The following is a 15,282-nucleotide window of genomic DNA, read 5'->3' on the forward strand; positions in this document are numbered from 1 at the left end:
TCCGACACTGACGAATGTTTGTCACACGGTGCGTCACAGTGCGAGGCCAGTACGGCACTCACGACGACCTTTGCATGTGGTGATAGCCTGCGCGCTCTTAGAGTTGCCGCATCCTCCATATAAAGGCCGGCAAAGTATTTGGGTTTAGCGAGTCGAAGACTTTGACCTTCCTGCACTAGATGCCTTTGGTTTCACCACCGTCCATGCGTACGGAGGTGCCTGTCATCCACTTGGCTGGTGACACCATGTAGGCCATCAAGTCAGCGATTTCTTCTGGTGTTCCATAGCGAGCTATGCCCGCCTTTTCAGGAAACTGCTTCGTGGCCTCTTCAACGCTCATGCCGTGCTCCGGAGCCCAGTGTTCCATGAAGGAGCGGCGACGACCTGTCATGACTGCGCCCGGAACTACGCTGTTGACTTGAACTCCATCTTTAATGCCTTGTTCTGCGAAGGCCTTCGCCAGCGCAATGATGGCGGCGTTGATGGTCGCTACGGCTGCGAAACCTGGCTTCGGATCCAGGGCCGCGCTTCCAGAGATTAAAACGACGGAGCCGCTCGAGGCTTTGAGTGCATCCCAGGCTTGTACAGTGAGGCGGCGTGCACCGTGAAGCTTGAGTGCCATGCCGTCGTCCCACTGTGCATCCGTCATCTCGAACAGATCAATCTGCGGTACCGCACCGGCGATGTTAACCAGGGCGTCGATTCTGCCAAAGCGATCGAGGACGCCTTTGACGATGACCTCAGCCGCCTGGGGCTCGCGCAGATCGAGCGCGTAGATCAGTGACTCCGCATCGACCGAGTTGACGGCGGATGCAGTTTTCTCCAATTCGTCCTTATTCCTGGCTACGAGTATGACTGCGGAGAAGTCGCGCGCCAGCCGGATTGCGGTTGCCCGACCGATCCCCTGGCTCGCACCGGTGACAATGGCGACAGATTTCATAACGGTCATATGATTGCCCTTTCGATCTGCTTAGATCCGGGGTGAAACTCGTTACGGTGAAACGCTATCGTGAGAGGGTTTGACGCGCGGCTTCAAGGACCACGCCGATAACGACTTGCGGGTCTGAATACATAGGCGTGTGGTCCACACGATGCGACCGAATCGTTGCGCCCATACGATCCGCCATGAAGCGCTGGGTTTTCGGGGGGATCATGCGATCCTCCTCCGCGATCAAAAACCACGACGGTTTTGATTTCCACAGCGGCACTGGCGCCTGCTCTTGAATGCACTGAACCCCAAGTGGCCGTTGCACAGCCGCTGCAATTTTTGCTTGGTCTGCAGAGGCCTTATGCGCAACCGCCCGGCGAAATCCATCGTCCGGCATCCATATAAGACCATGGGAATCGGGAGACATCTTCGGCGCTTCGGGAGAATTTGGGTTGAGATAGAACACCTTGGCTACGGTTTCGCCCTCATCCGGCGCGAGCGCCGAGATATAGACCAGAGACTTGACTCGGTCTTCCCGTACAGCGGCGATCACTGCTCCAGAATAGGCATGCCCCACCAGAATGACCGGGCCGCTCGTCCGTTCCAGCACCTGACTCAAAGCGGTAGCGTCGTTGGTTAGGGACGTGAGCGGAATCGGCGCACAGATGACTTGAAGACCACGCTGTTCCAAAGGCAGAATGATGTTGCTCCAACACGAACCGTCGGCCCACGCAGCATGCACCAAAATTATCGTTGAGTTCCGAGGAAATTCACTCACCGCGGAAGCCTGCGCCTGCGAACTCGCAGCGGCTTGTGTCGTGTTTTGTGCTTGCACAACTTCGCTGAAAGAGCCCTTGAGCAAAACCCCCAGAGATGTGGCTGTGAGAGCACCTAAAAAGCTACGACGTTCCATCATTTTCCTCCTGGTTTTATTTACTTGTTCGGCCAGACACGCCGGCATCCTGGAGAAACTCCTTCATGGAGAAAGCTATATCTACCACGTGAGTCTCTATGGCGAAGTGACCGGTATCCAGGAACTGGACCTTCGCATTTGGCAGATCATTACGGAACGCCTCAGCTCCTGCCGGAATGAAGAATGGGTCGTTCTGACCCCAGATCGCCAGCAAAGGCGGCTTCGATTTGCGGAAATAGTCCTGAAACCGCGGGTAAAGCTTCACGTTCGATGCGTAGTCCAGGAACAAGTCGAGCTGGATCTCTTTGTTTCCCGGTCGTTCGAGCAACGCGGCATCCAAGGTGTACGACTCAGGCGTCACGCTTTCCGGATTCGCTACTCCGTGCGTGTACTGCCAACGAGTTCCTTGGAAGTTCAGGATGTTTTGACGGATCACGTCCCTGTTTTCTTTGGTCGGCTCAGACCAGTATTTTCTGATGGGTGCCCACGCGTCGCCGAGGCCTTCTTCATAGGCATTGCCATTCTGTGAGACGATCGCAGTGATCCGTTCGGGGCGGCTCATCGCCAGACGGAAGCCTGTGGGAGCACCGTAATCAAACACGTATATCGCGTAGCGCTCTAAACCGAGAGCATCTGTGAACGCCTCCAATGCGCGTGCCAGCGCGTCGAACGAGTAGGCATAGGCTCGTGTCTCAGGCACTCTCGTGAATCCGAAACCGGGCAGGTCCGGTGCGATCACTCGGAACTGGTCTGAGAGGCGTGGAATAAGCTCGCGAAACATGAAGGACGACGTCGGAAATCCGTGCAGCAGGAGCACAACCGGTGCATTTGGGTCGCCGGCTGTCCGATAGAAAACTTCAATTCCATCTGCTTCAATGGTATGAACGGATGTCACCGGTATCGCGAACTTAGCAAGGACAGTACACATAAAGCCTCTTCTCTCTCTGGTCTGGTTGATCGTGGACGAGTCTCTGTCGGTCTCCGCTTTGATTGGGGTTCTCTGGAACAACCGAGTGCCCGCAGATGTGTTAATGCAGGCGTAAGGCCAAACCTAGAACTCACGATCCACGTCGGGGCACGCAGCTAAATCCCTAAGCTCCTGCAGGATAGGTAAGGGGAACGCGAAAAGATATCTGTCGCTCGCTGACCAAGACGTGACGAATATCCAACAGTGACGAAAGTTAGTCGCGAGATTTATCGCGCCAGCAGCACGGGTCGTAACGATCACGGCGCGATCTGCGCTCGAGGAGTTTGCTGTGCAGGGTGAATGTTCAACTTCACCAGAGGACGATCAGCGACCGCAATCCCCCCAGAGAACCTGCCTCCGAACTGAGTGGTGGCGTCAAGAGCATGCGTACCAGGCACACTGGATCTTTGGCTTTCGAGCATGCTTGGAGGGCTCTTGGCTGATGGCGTCTTTAGCGCTCAAGAGGATTCGGCACAACCAGATTGATGGCACCGATGTCTTCAGACCTGACGAACCGAACTCTCGACGGCGTTCTCTCATTAGGAAGAAACGGGACGCACGATACGATGCTTCCGCATCTTGTAAACAAGAGAGGTGCGCTTCATCCCCAACCGCTCGGCCGCTCCGTTTCTGCCGCCTACGACCCAATCGCTGGCCTCGAGCGCACAGAGGATGTGATCTCGCTCTACTTCTTCAAGACCTGTCATGGGCGTGTTCGATTGCCTTGCGGCGGTGAAAGGCTCAAGTTCGGACGTGGGTGCTCGCAAAATAGTGTGAGGAGAAAGGATGACGGCGCGCTCGATAAAGTTCTGCAATTCGCGGACGTTTCCCGGCCAGCTATATCGCACGAGCGCATCCATCGTCTCCGCAGGGATCGTGTCGATCCTCTTGTTCATGCGTCGTGCGTACAGGTCTGTGAAGTGCAAGACCAGTTTCGGGATATCTTTTGTACGTTGCCGCAAGGTGGGGACATGGATCGGGAATACTTTTAGCCGATAGTAGAGGTCCTCACGGAACGTCGCCTGCTTTACCATCACGGTCAAATCCCGATGGGTCGCCGCAACAAGCCGGACGTCAACCTTGTGAGTCCGGTTGCTCCCGAGCCTTTCAAACTCCTGCTCTTGCAGGACTCGGAGCAGTTTTGCTTGCAGTTCCAGAGGAATGTCGCCGACTTCATCCAAAAAGAGTGTTCCCTTGTGAGCGAGTTCGAAGCGCCCCGTCTTCTGTGCAACGGCCCCGGTAAATGCCCCTTTCTCGTGACCGAACAGCTCACTCTCAAGGAGCCCAAGCGGAATTGCAGCGCAGTTCAACTTAACAAACGCACGATCCCGGCGGCTGCTCAGATTGTGAATAGCCCGGGCAATCAGTTCCTTGCCGGTACCCGTCTCGCCCTGAATTAACACGCTCGAATCTGTCGGCGCCACAACGGCCACCAGATGTAGAGCGCTCTTCAAGGCGGGGCTCTCACCGACGATTGACCCAAACTCGGCCCGGATCTCTTCTTCTAGATACAGCCTCTGTTTAGCTTCTTTGTCTCGATCCTTTGTCGCCTTTTCGTACTCCAACGTGTTCTCAACTGCAATCGCTATCTGACAGGCCACCTGCTCAAGTAAGACGACGTCGTCTTGCTCAAAAGGATGGTTCGAACGTCTAGAGAGCATTAGAACGCCAACTACGCGATCACGGCTTAAAAGCGGAAGATAACACCCCACGCTGAGGGCTTCCTCAATTACGTGCTTGTAAAGAAGCTGGCCGTTAGGATTCCCATAAATTTCAGGATCCCCGCAGACCTGTTCGAAGCTATCGATCCGGATGCTCTTGCCCTCACGTAATACCTGACCTGAGATCGAACCATTCATCGGGACCAGGGATCCCTCGCGGAAAGGCCCTCTCGCGTCTGGGTTGTACAAGTTGTTGACGCGTAACTCGCCGCTTTCGGAATCGGGTAGCAACAAGGCGGACACGTCACATTGCATTGTCTTGAATAGATTCGTCGAAAGCGCCTCAACCACTTGCCGGAGGTCCAGCCTGGATGTCACGCTGCTTGTGATTTCCAGAAGCAATCGCAGACGATCGCGTTCATACCGTAACTTTTCTTCATTCAAGTGACGCTCAATCGCAATTCCGGCGATATGACTGGCGCTCTCGATCAAGTGCAGATCGGCGGCGTCAGGGCTCCGCGGTTCACGATAATGAATGGCGAACGTCCCAAGGACTTGACCTTCGTTCGTAAACAACGGCTTCGACCACACTGCTCGGATTCCAAAAGGTAAGAGCCGATGACGATAATGATCCCAGACCGGATCAGTGAGAACGTCGTTTACATAGACCGGCGCCTTGCGATAGACGGCTGTGCCACAGGATCCACCCCTTGGACCGATCGCCATCGATCCTGCGCCAGAGATGAACCCTGGGAGACCGGGTGCCGCTGCACAATAGAGTTGCTTTCCGTCCTCGTGGGGAAGCCAGATGGTGCACAACGTCCCATCGCCCGAAGATTCAACTAGTTGGGCAATAATTGTAAGCACCTCAGCCAAAGGAGCTCCAGTGAGGATTAGCCGCAGAGTATTGAGCACCGATTCGGAGGAAAGCAAACCTGACGCGGTATGCGCGTCTTCGGTGCTCAAGTTCAGCTTCGAGCAAGATTGTGTTAAAGACTCCATCGGTTCTCATTTTCTCAACGACTCCGCCGGGAGAGCGTAGGACTAAATTGTAGTCCGAGTTTGACGCAACACTTGTCCGTGAAGAACAAGATGGGGATGGGCGCTTGTCCTACAAACTCTTCGGCTCATTCCCCGAGAACTCATCCGGCGCGATCTTCAGAACAACTCTAGCCGCGGAACCGAAATGGAACGCTCCGTATGTACCCCCTTGCGCCTGAAGTGACGCGATTGATGGTTAACAAGGTCTACACCGACCTCCTCCATTGACTTGCTCGCGCCGGCTGGGCCGTGAATTGGTTTGAGCCGGTGACCGATCTTCAGTACAACGGCGACAAGTGAGACCTGCTGGAAACCCGAAGTTAAGAGAGCTGAAGCATGGTGCTTGGACACAGAACAGACTCCAGAAAATCGCATCGAGCGACGATATGCATATTGCTCCACTCTGAGACGATGGCGTGACATATGGAACTCCCACCTGGATATGGTCCGTCTTCGTTGATGAAAACCTCTATGTGAGGGCCTACAACGGGACGGGTTCGCGTTGGTACAACGCTGCCTTGAGCAGAAGGTAGGTCAGATCACCGCGGCGGGAAAAACAACGGATGTCAGCTTTGAACTAGTAGAGGGAGCAATGAACGCATAACGAGCAGCCCGGATTCAATTGGAGTGAACCCCAGCCCCACTTGATAAAGCTGAGGCAGAAGGAATGGTCCCCCAATTCGGAGCTTAGTGAAAAAGCTGCTGCTCACGACGGCTCTAAATGTACGGATAGTAAATAGCTTGAGCTGTAACAGAGGAAATGTGAGGCTTTTAGCATGAACTCCGTAATCGGCAAGCAGGAACGTAGATGGCACCAACAAGCCGGACATCTCTCGAGCGCTCAGACTGACGCCCACCATAGAATCACAGCCACCATCCTTTATCGAAGAAGCCGGCTATTCTTTCGATATCGATCAATATCGACGTGGTAGTCGCAATCGTATGTCGATGGACGTAGACTCATCTTGACGGTCCGGGCTCCGATTCAACAGGAGAAACCGAAATGGAGGCAGATGAATCCACAACCGCCCGAAGGCCCCAGGGAGAAATAGCAGGGAGCCAGCCGACATCCGCAGAACCCAAATATCACCCCGCCCTCTCAACCGCTGGTAAGGCCATTGGGCTCTATCAGTTGCTGCAATTGATCGGTGAGGGTGGGATGGGAGAGGTCTGGCTTGCAGAGCAGAAGCAGTCCGTCCGACGCCGTGTTTCTGTCAAGCTAATCAAGGCCGGCATGGACACGCGAGAAGTGATTGCCCGCTTCGAGTCTGAGCGCCAGGCACTTGCGTTGATGAGTCACCCGTCGATCGCTAAGGTCTTCGACGCTGGCTCAACTGTCGATGGCCGCCCCTATTTCGTGATGGAATATGTGGCTGGCTTGCCGATTAACGCTTATTGCGATCGGCACAAGCTCAATATTCGGCAGCGGCTCCGACTATTTCTTGCTGTATGCGACGGAGTCCAACATGCTCATCAGAAAGCCATCATTCACCGTGATTTGAAGCCCTCGAACATACTGGTTTCTGAAGGAGAGAGCAACCCGATCCCCCACATCATTGACTTTGGCGTGGCCAAAGCCACTGCCCAGCATCTGAATGCCGGAACGATGTACACCCAGATCGGCACGCTGATTGGTACCGTGGGCTATATCAGTCCCGAGCAGGCCGATTCTCGCGGGGAGGACATCGATACGCGAAGTGATGTCTATTCGCTTGGCGTAGTGCTTTACGAGTTGCTTAGTGGTACTTTGCCTTTCGATTTTCGAAAGCTGGCCTACGATGAAGTACTGCGGCGCTTACGCGATGAGGATGCACCGAATCCGAGCGGCCGACTTCTAACGGAGAGTGAAGATTCACAAGCAATCGCAAAGAATCGCGGTGTGGACCCGCAATCTCTGATCGGCTTGTTGAGTGGAGATCTTGATGCCATCGCCCTACGAGATCTCGAAAAGGACCGGTCACGCCGCTACTCCACCCCGATGGAACTGGCTGCCGACATCCGTAGGTACCTCGACAACGAGCCAGTTCTGGCGCGTGCGCCTAGTGCTATCTACCGAGCGCACAAATACATCCGCCGCCGCAGACTACGTGTCACGCTGGTGAGTTTGTCAGTACTTCTGGGTATAGTCTTTGCGATAGCCCAAGCGATTGAGCTTAGGAGCATCCGACGCGAACGCGACCGGGCTGACCGAATCACAGAGTTCCTGACAAACATGTTTAAGGTCTCTGCTCCGAGCGAAGCGCGTGGCAACACCGTAACAGCGCGGGAGATCCTCGACAGGTCGTCAAATGAGATCGAGAGAGATCTGGATCGCGATCCCGCGGTTCGTTCCCAGCTGATGCTGGTTATGGCCAAGACCTACGAAAACCTCGGCCTCTTTTCGCGAGCGCACGCATTGATGGAACGTATTTTGCAGGACCGGGTAAGAACACTGGGGGCCGATAACCCGAAGACATTGGAGGCAAAGTCCCAGATGGCATGGATACTCTATCTCGATGGGCATGATGCCGAGGCCGAAGGCTTGATCCGGTCAACGATCGATACTCAAAGCCGCATCCTTGGTGCCGAAAATCCCTCGACCCTCGAATCCAGGGATCGCCTCGCACGGATCCTGCTCCGGCAAGCGCACTATGCCCAGGTGGAAAAACTTGAACGGGAGTCGATCGATATCAGCAATCGGCGTCAAGGCCCGGAAAATCCGCACTGCGATTTATGGATGGGCTGGCCAATGCATTGAACGGCGAAAATCGCTTTGCAGAAGCCGAAGCGGAGTATCGCCAATTGCTCGATGGGGAGCGCCGCAACCTGGGCGCAGACCATCCCGATACTTTGGCAACCGTTCACGATCTCGCCACCGTGTTTCTGGATCAGGGCAACTATGAGGAAGCCGAGAAGCTGTACCGGGAAAATCTTGAGATCGAGAAGCGCGTCCTGGGACCGGAACACCCGGATACGGCGAACTCGATGACGACGCTAGCCAATACCATTCGATTCATCGATGGCCACAATGCAGAAGCCGAAAACCTATATCGAAAGGCGCTGGAGATAGAGTCACGGGTTGTGGGGCAGGATCACCCGTCGACGACGCGTGCCCAAGAGGGACTCGCGAACGTACTCTCCGCTGAGCAGCGCTATCCTGAGGCTGAATCATTGCTACGGCAGGTTCTGGCCACCCGTCAGCGCCTCCTCGGCGACGAGCATACCGACACGCTTCTTTCGCAATACAACCTCGCAACAGTGCTCAAGCAGGAAAACAGATATGAAGAAGCGGAAACCCTGATGCGTCACACTCTGGAAGCGCAAATACGTCTGCTGGATGCGAGCGACCCAGACACATCTGCATCTCGGTCGCTTCTCGCCGACATCTTGCTCAGAGAACAGCGCCCCCTGGAGGTGGAGGAGTTTGCCAGACGTGCCTTCGATGACCAGCTGCGAACTCTTGGCCCGCATCACCAAGACACTCTTGAGAGTCTCAGAATTCTCGGGGACGCTCTAACTAGGACTGGGCGCTACGAGGAGGCGAAAAGGATGTACATGGATACAATCGCCAGTATCGGCGCAGATTCGAGACATACGGCACGCGAGGGCGTTGTTGACCTCTGGTATAACCTCGCCTGCTTGGCCGTTCGCACGGGACGTCGAGATGAAGCTTTCGCCTTTCTCGAGCACGCTATAGAAGCCGGCTATGACAATGCTCCTTTCATGCGTGCTGACGAAGATTTGAAACCACTGCACAGCGACCCGCGCTTCGATAAGCTCTTAGCGAGAGCAACGGCCACCAGTCGACAGCCCGCGCTAGTTTCGAGATGAGACGCAGACCAACTTGGTAGGGCACCCCGCAAACGCAGGAGCTCGGCTGCGGAGGCGAAACGGCGCAGAAAGCGATCCCGTTTGAGTTGCCGGAGTTGCTCGATGTATCCCGGAGGGATTCGGAACTGCTGGCGACGGGGACGATAGATCGGCAGCGGCGCCACCGTTGTGGGTGATTCCGATACCGGCGGGGGGCTCACCCACTGCGTGACACTACGGCGTGGGATGCTTCCTGGTCGCTGGATGGGAGAGAGATGGTTTACGTCCAGGGAACTGCGCTCTATCGGGCGAAAAGCGACGGGAGCGAAGCGAGGCGGCTGGTAGCCTTGCCCGGCCTCGGATGGCAGCCGCGATGGTCACCCGACGGAGAAGGGTTGCGCCCAACGGCCATCGATGTTAAAGCATCAATCACCACGCTGTGGGAGGTTTCGCGAGAGGGAACGGGTTTGCGACCTCTGCTGTCGGAGTGGCAGAGCGGGTGGCAACCTGCTGACGGGCCAGCGAGTACTTGCTGCGGAAGCTGGAGTCCTGACGGGAAGTATTTGTCCTTAGGTGACACTGGGGGCTATCGGAAATCTGGTCGATGCCCGCCGATCCGAGCTTTCTCGCACGCGTCATTGGAACCATTGGTGCACCAGTGCTGATCACCAGCGGGCCGTTGAGTTAACTCCCGGATGTTCCGCAACCCTTCGGTTACGCGCCCGAACGGCCAACAGCGGGTAAGGTGCGGTTTGCCCGTCATCCGCGCAGAAGTCTAGACTGCGGTGATGCCGCAATTCGCCACAGGATCCTTCGATTAGTGCATCGGTGATTTCGCAACAAGTAAGAAGACAACTTTCGGTTGGCGACTCGCCCCAGGAGCGGTAAATACCTAGTAGGTGCGTCTCATCAAGAGCTTAGGTTTAGAGGATCTTCCTCCTGGATGCCCCTTTGGAGGATCCTGTGAGTTCACAACTTTTTGCAATTTGTTGCTCCGTTGTGACATATCGCCGAGTTTTCTTGCTTATTCTTCAGTCCGATGGGAATGGGGCGTTTGTCAGAGCGCACTATGCGCCTCTCCAAGAGAGTCGATATGGCGAAGTTTCAAGTTCGTCGATGGTCAGAGCGTCCACGCATGTTGGTATTCATGCTGGGAGTTATGTTGCCCGCTGCCGCGCTCATCGCGGTCGGTGTGTGGCACCTGAGGACCATACAACGTGAAAAATCGATCGAGGCTGTCTTTCAGCGAGAGTATCAACAGGTTCTGGCTATCGCCGAAAAGCGGATTGATGCGCGCGCCTATGAGATCGCCGAGGAAGCCAGTGCGAAGTTTCCCGATGCGAGCCAGGGGGACCAACTCGAGGCTTTCCTGAAGTCACACCCCGACATTGCCCATGCATTCCTATGGAGAAAAGGTCACGTTGAAAATCAATCTCAGCATGATCGGATGGGCGATCCAGAATTTGTGGAAGAAAGCAAGAAGTTCTCATCCATGATCGGACCTTGGTTCGATCTGGACTCCGAAGAACTGATCGGCAAGATTAAGAAGATTGAGACGACCGAGGGACGGCACGTTTTCATTACGTCGAACTGGGTAACCAGAGGCGACAAGATGCAATATCAGTCGTTGGTGGTGTTTAAGCCTCGCGGTTCTACCGCAGAGCATCCCGCCCTGGCAGGGTTGATCTATGACACGGATTACCTGAGCAACAAGTTTTTCCCTCAAGCGCTGGAAGAGGTGCTGCCAGATCAGAATAAGAACGATACATCTCATCCTATTCCGGAGATCATGGTGCGGAGTTCAAAGGAGCATACTCCTTTGGCTGCTTCGCGTTGCTGGGATGGAGGCGCCCCTGAAGTAGAGCGCGGTTTTGACACAGTCTTCCCCGGATTGATCCTGGGAATCAAGCTGCACGGGACTACGATTGCGAACATCAGCAACCACTTTGTGCGGACGGCCTTCCTCATTCTCGGAGCACTTTCCCTGCTGATGGGTGGAGGAATGTTGCTCGCTTATCGAAATGTCGCGCGAGAGCTTGCACTGGCTAAGTTGAAATCCGATTTTGTCTCGAACGTCTCGCATGAGTTAAGAACTCCTCTGGCACTCATTCGACTTTATGCAGAGACGCTCGAACTTGGACGCATCGCCAACCCCGGAAAGCGTCAGGAATATTACGAGATCATTCGCAAAGAAAGTGAGCGGTTAAGTTCGCTGATCAACAATATTCTGGACTTCTCGCGTATCGAGTCGGGCAAGAAAGAATACGACTTCCGCCAAACGGATGTGGCCGATTTGGTGCGGGGCACGCTAGAGTCATATCGCTTTGAAATAGAGCAAAACGGTTTCCAGTTTGAACAGAAGATCGATAACGATTTGCCGCAAGTGAGTCTGGATCGAGAAGCGATTGCGCGTTCGCTGCTGAATCTGGTGAACAACGCGGTGAAGTACTCGGCGACGGAGAAATACCTTGGGGTAAACCTCTACCGGCACAATGGCGACGTCAACCTTGAGGTTGTGGATCATGGAATCGGCATTCCCGCGAAGGAGCAGCCAAAGATCTTTGAGAAGTTCTATCGAGTGGGAGATCCAATGATGCACAACACCAAGGGAAGCGGACTGGGGTTGTCCCTAGTGCGCCATATCGTGCAGGCACATGGGGGTGAAGTCGCGGTTGAGAGCGAGCCCGGTCGAGGCAGCAAGTTCACTATTACTCTGCCAGTCCAGACTTCAGAGGTCCAGCAGGCGAAAGGGGTGCCGGCATGAGACAAAAAGATAAGACGAAGGTAACAGAAGCGCCGAGGCCAGCGAGAATTCTTGTCGTGGAGGACGAGCCCAATATGGTGGCTGGACTTCGAGACAACTTCGAGTTTGAAGGGTATGAAGTACTGACAGCGGGCGATGGAATCGAAGGCCTTCAGAGAGCGCTCGAAGAGTCTCCCGACCTTGTGGTCCTCGATGTCATGATGCCCCGCATGAGCGGGCTGGAAGTATGCAAACAGCTACGCGCTCAACGTGGTTCGATTCCGATCATCATGCTGACTGCCCGCGGGCAGGAACTAGACAAAGTGGTGGGCCTCGAACTCGGCGCGGACGACTACGTGACCAAACCGTTCTCAATCCGCGAGTTGTTGGCGCGAGTGAAGGCCGTGCTGCGACGCACGGCAGTGGTTCCCAAAAATCAGGATCAACACTCGTTCGGTAACGTGGAAGTCGATCTGCGGCGTCAACGAGTGCTCAGATCAGGCAAGGCTCTCGATGTCTCCTCTAAAGAGTTCGAGCTATTGAAGTACTTCATCTGCCATTCGGGCGAAACGCTCAGTCGTGATCGTCTTCTGGAAGAGGTTTGGGGATACGAGAACTTCCCAACTACCCGAACCGTGGATACGCACCTGGTACGTCTACGTCAAAAACTTGAACCCGATCCCGAACAGCCACAGTACTTCCTCACAGTGCATGGAACAGGGTATCGGTTTGTCGGCTAAGCAACGATCAGAATCTAAGAGGCATAGATTATGAACGAAGGCAGAGTACTACGAAGAAATGAAGGCAAGTTCCGGACTAACGGCGAGCGCCGAAGTTACAGCATGCCCCAATCCTCAATGGTGGGGTCGATGGTGTTGCCATCCGACGTGCCACTGCAGGACGAGAGGGACTCGCTTCTGCGAGAAAAACTGGATCTCCATTCCCAGCTGTTCGAGGCAGCACAGATCCAGCGCAAACTAAGCGGCCCGCGCGAGTTTCGCCGCGGTTGTTTACAGTTCGCAAGCGAGGTCTTCGCGGCGCGCTTTCTTCCTGGGGATTTCACGTCGTTCCTGCAAAGAGGGTCCAAGGTTCTTGTGGCGCACGGAGACATCGCCGGTAAAGGTGTTGCGGCTGGCATGTGGTTCACTAATCTGGCTGGCCTTTTGCAAAGTTACGACCGTCCGAGTTCCGACCCGGCAAAGATTGCCTCGGAGATAAATCGCCACCTCTGCTATCTGCGGCCGATTGCGCCGTTCGCCACGGCATTTCTCGCGCGGGTTGACTGCAATCTTGGAGAGCTCAGCTACTGCAATGCCGGCCATTTTCCGCCAATATTGCTTCGCGCGGATGGAAGGACTGAGCTGCTTGAAACAGGTGGCCCGCTGTTGGGTGCCATCGGAGGTGCGAGGTTCGAGTTGGGCAAACTGACTCTTGAACCCGGAGACACGCTTGTCGCATACTCCGATGGTGTACTTGAATGCCCCAACACTTCAGGCGACGAATTCGGGCTGGATCGGATAGTAGCGGCTCTACGAGGCGCCGAATCGACGCTAGCTCAAGGCACGCTCATGATGCTCCTTGCCACCTTACAAGACTTCGCGAACGGTAGTCCGCTTTGCGACGATGTCAGCTTGACAGTGATTCAACGCGACGCGACATGTCGACACCCGGAGGAACTTGCCGGATGACTTGTATTCCTCAACTACCCTTTGTGAACAGCGCAGTCCATCAATTTCGATCGCCTATTTCAGCAGTTGCAGCATCCCAAAGAGTTGGTCTTTTGAATCACTCTTGCCAGGTCTGGTTCTTGAGCTGGAAATGGAGTGTCTATTGGCGACAAACAGGGCGAGTCACTCAGTGAGGGTTCTGTCATCCCTATACCTAAGTTCCGGGTGTGTCATCGGCCACACGGACATTACCTATCCTTGGCGGTAATTTCCGTGTAGCCGTAATCCGGGAGTGACCGTAACATCTCACAAGCCGACTTAGTAGGGTTTGTGGACGGTGCAGCAGCGCGATAGATGCGATAGCTTGCACCTCATTTCATTCGTGAGGAACAGCCCTATGGTCGGACAGCGACGGGAAAAACTTTAATGTTGATCGTGCGATGGGGTGGCTATTTTGTCGCTTTCGCGGTGATGACGGCGGTGTAGACAGGGGCTTCCGAGTTCTCTGGATCGAGCATATTGCCCGCGTAGACTGCGCCGGTCTCGGGGTCGGTCACGACCGCGTAAGGGTGACTGCCTGCAGGCAATGTCTGAATGATCTTCATGCGTGAGGCGTCGATAACACTTATGTTGTTGCCCTGCATGTTGCCTACGTACACCCGAGCCCTGGTGGGATCGACCGCGACGGATTGCGGATGGCTGCCGACCGGAATCGTGCCTTTGACTTTGCCGCTGACTCCATCGATGACGCTGACGGTGTTGTCGGCGTAGTTGGTGACGTAGGCCATATGGGTCTTCGGGTTCACCGCGATCGCGCAGGGATAGTTGCCGACCTTGATAACCGTGTGTGTGCGCGATTCGAGATCGACGACGAGCACGTCGGCAGAACCAACCCCGGTTACATATAGCTTGCGGATTCCTTGATCGATGGCCAGAGCCCAGGCATGGATGCTTCCGACAGGCTCACGGGTGACCTCGCCGGTCGCTCCGTTCATGATGCGGAGATTGGGATCTTCGTACCCTAGCAGATAAACTTGATTGCTTTTCGAATCGACGGCGACGGCGTCTCCGGATCCGATGGCCCAGTCGCTGGGAGTATCGGTGGAGAGGTCGAGTACGGTCATCACCTTGCTGAAGGTGTTCGAGACGTACGCCTTGTTGGTGGCTTCGTTGACAGCGATGTAGTAGGGCCGGCGATCCGTTTTGATGGTGCCGGTAACTCGATCAACGGCGCCGTCGATGACGCTTACGTTGCCGGCGCCGGAGTTCACCACGTAGATACGATTGGTCGCATTGTTGACGGCGATGGCTTCGGGGCGCGTTCCGGTGGCTATGCTTGTGGCTACACCGGTCCGGCTGTTGATGACGACCACGGCTCCGTGGGCCTGATCGACAGCGTAGATCTTGTGCGCGGCGGCGTTGAGCACTATGCCACGATCGGAGATGAGAGTTCCGAGGGGTGGAACGGACGTGAGCGCCTGACCGCAGACGCTTCCACACGCGCAGCCTCCCAGGAGGGATGCAATGAAGGCCCAGAAAAGGAGGCGAAGGCAAGATGCCATGGCAACAACAC

The 15,282-nt window shown here is 55.3% G+C and carries 11 protein-coding genes; 6 read left to right on the forward strand and 5 right to left on the reverse strand.

What is annotated here, in order from left to right:
- Positions 1-175 precede the first annotated feature (175 nt).
- The 4 genes from RBB77_RS22300 to RBB77_RS22315 form a co-directional block, all read right to left on the reverse strand.
- Entirely contained in the window at positions 176-949 is a 774-nt protein-coding gene (locus RBB77_RS22300; protein WP_353063898.1) for an SDR family oxidoreductase, read from the reverse strand.
- Between the two features lie 55 nt (positions 950-1,004).
- On the reverse strand, positions 1,005-1,844 hold the full coding sequence (locus RBB77_RS22305) for an alpha/beta fold hydrolase (protein ID WP_353063899.1): 840 nt from the start codon (positions 1,842-1,844) through the stop codon (positions 1,005-1,007).
- A 13-nt stretch (positions 1,845-1,857) separates the two neighbouring features.
- Complete coding sequence (locus RBB77_RS22310) at positions 1,858-2,769, reverse strand: alpha/beta fold hydrolase (protein WP_353063900.1); 912 nt, start codon at positions 2,767-2,769, stop codon at positions 1,858-1,860.
- Between the two features lie 578 nt (positions 2,770-3,347).
- Complete coding sequence (locus RBB77_RS22315; protein ID WP_434557086.1) at positions 3,348-5,471, reverse strand: sigma 54-interacting transcriptional regulator; 2,124 nt, start codon at positions 5,469-5,471, stop codon at positions 3,348-3,350.
- 455 nt (positions 5,472-5,926) lie between these two features.
- Here RBB77_RS22315 and RBB77_RS22320 point away from each other — a divergent pair, with 455 nt between their 5' ends.
- From RBB77_RS22320 to RBB77_RS22345, 6 genes are all read left to right on the forward strand, one after another.
- Entirely contained in the window at positions 5,927-6,043 is a 117-nt protein-coding gene (locus RBB77_RS22320; protein ID WP_353063901.1) for a DUF2255 family protein, read from the forward strand.
- Positions 6,044-6,669: 626 nt separating this feature from the next.
- The gene (locus RBB77_RS22325) at positions 6,670-8,247 is read left to right on the forward strand and encodes a serine/threonine protein kinase (RefSeq protein ID WP_353063902.1); all 1,578 of its coding nucleotides are present in this window, start codon (positions 6,670-6,672) and stop codon (positions 8,245-8,247) included.
- Positions 8,244-9,320: a tetratricopeptide repeat protein gene (locus RBB77_RS22330; protein ID WP_353063903.1), complete on the forward strand. Its 1,077-nt coding sequence runs from the start codon at positions 8,244-8,246 to the stop codon at positions 9,318-9,320. Before RBB77_RS22325 ends, RBB77_RS22330 begins: the two co-directional genes overlap by 4 nt.
- A 1,072-nt stretch (positions 9,321-10,392) precedes the next feature.
- A complete protein-coding gene (locus RBB77_RS22335) occupies positions 10,393-12,063 on the forward strand; it encodes a sensor histidine kinase (protein WP_353063904.1) in 1,671 nt (556 codons plus the stop codon).
- Positions 12,060-12,782, forward strand: coding sequence for a response regulator transcription factor (locus RBB77_RS22340; protein WP_353063905.1), 723 nt, complete (start codon positions 12,060-12,062; stop codon positions 12,780-12,782). Before RBB77_RS22335 ends, RBB77_RS22340 begins: the two co-directional genes overlap by 4 nt.
- A 102-nt stretch (positions 12,783-12,884) precedes the next feature.
- Positions 12,885-13,730: a PP2C family protein-serine/threonine phosphatase gene (locus RBB77_RS22345; protein ID WP_353063906.1), complete on the forward strand. Its 846-nt coding sequence runs from the start codon at positions 12,885-12,887 to the stop codon at positions 13,728-13,730.
- 428 nt (positions 13,731-14,158) lie between these two features.
- Here the strand turns inward: RBB77_RS22345 and RBB77_RS22350 are convergent, their stop codons facing one another.
- A complete protein-coding gene (locus RBB77_RS22350) occupies positions 14,159-15,271 on the reverse strand; it encodes a YncE family protein (RefSeq protein ID WP_353063907.1) in 1,113 nt (370 codons plus the stop codon).
- Positions 15,272-15,282 lie beyond the last annotated feature (11 nt).

The sequence above is a fragment of the Tunturibacter psychrotolerans genome, assembly GCF_040359615.1.
Lineage (GTDB): Bacteria > Acidobacteriota > Terriglobia > Terriglobales > Acidobacteriaceae > Edaphobacter > Edaphobacter psychrotolerans.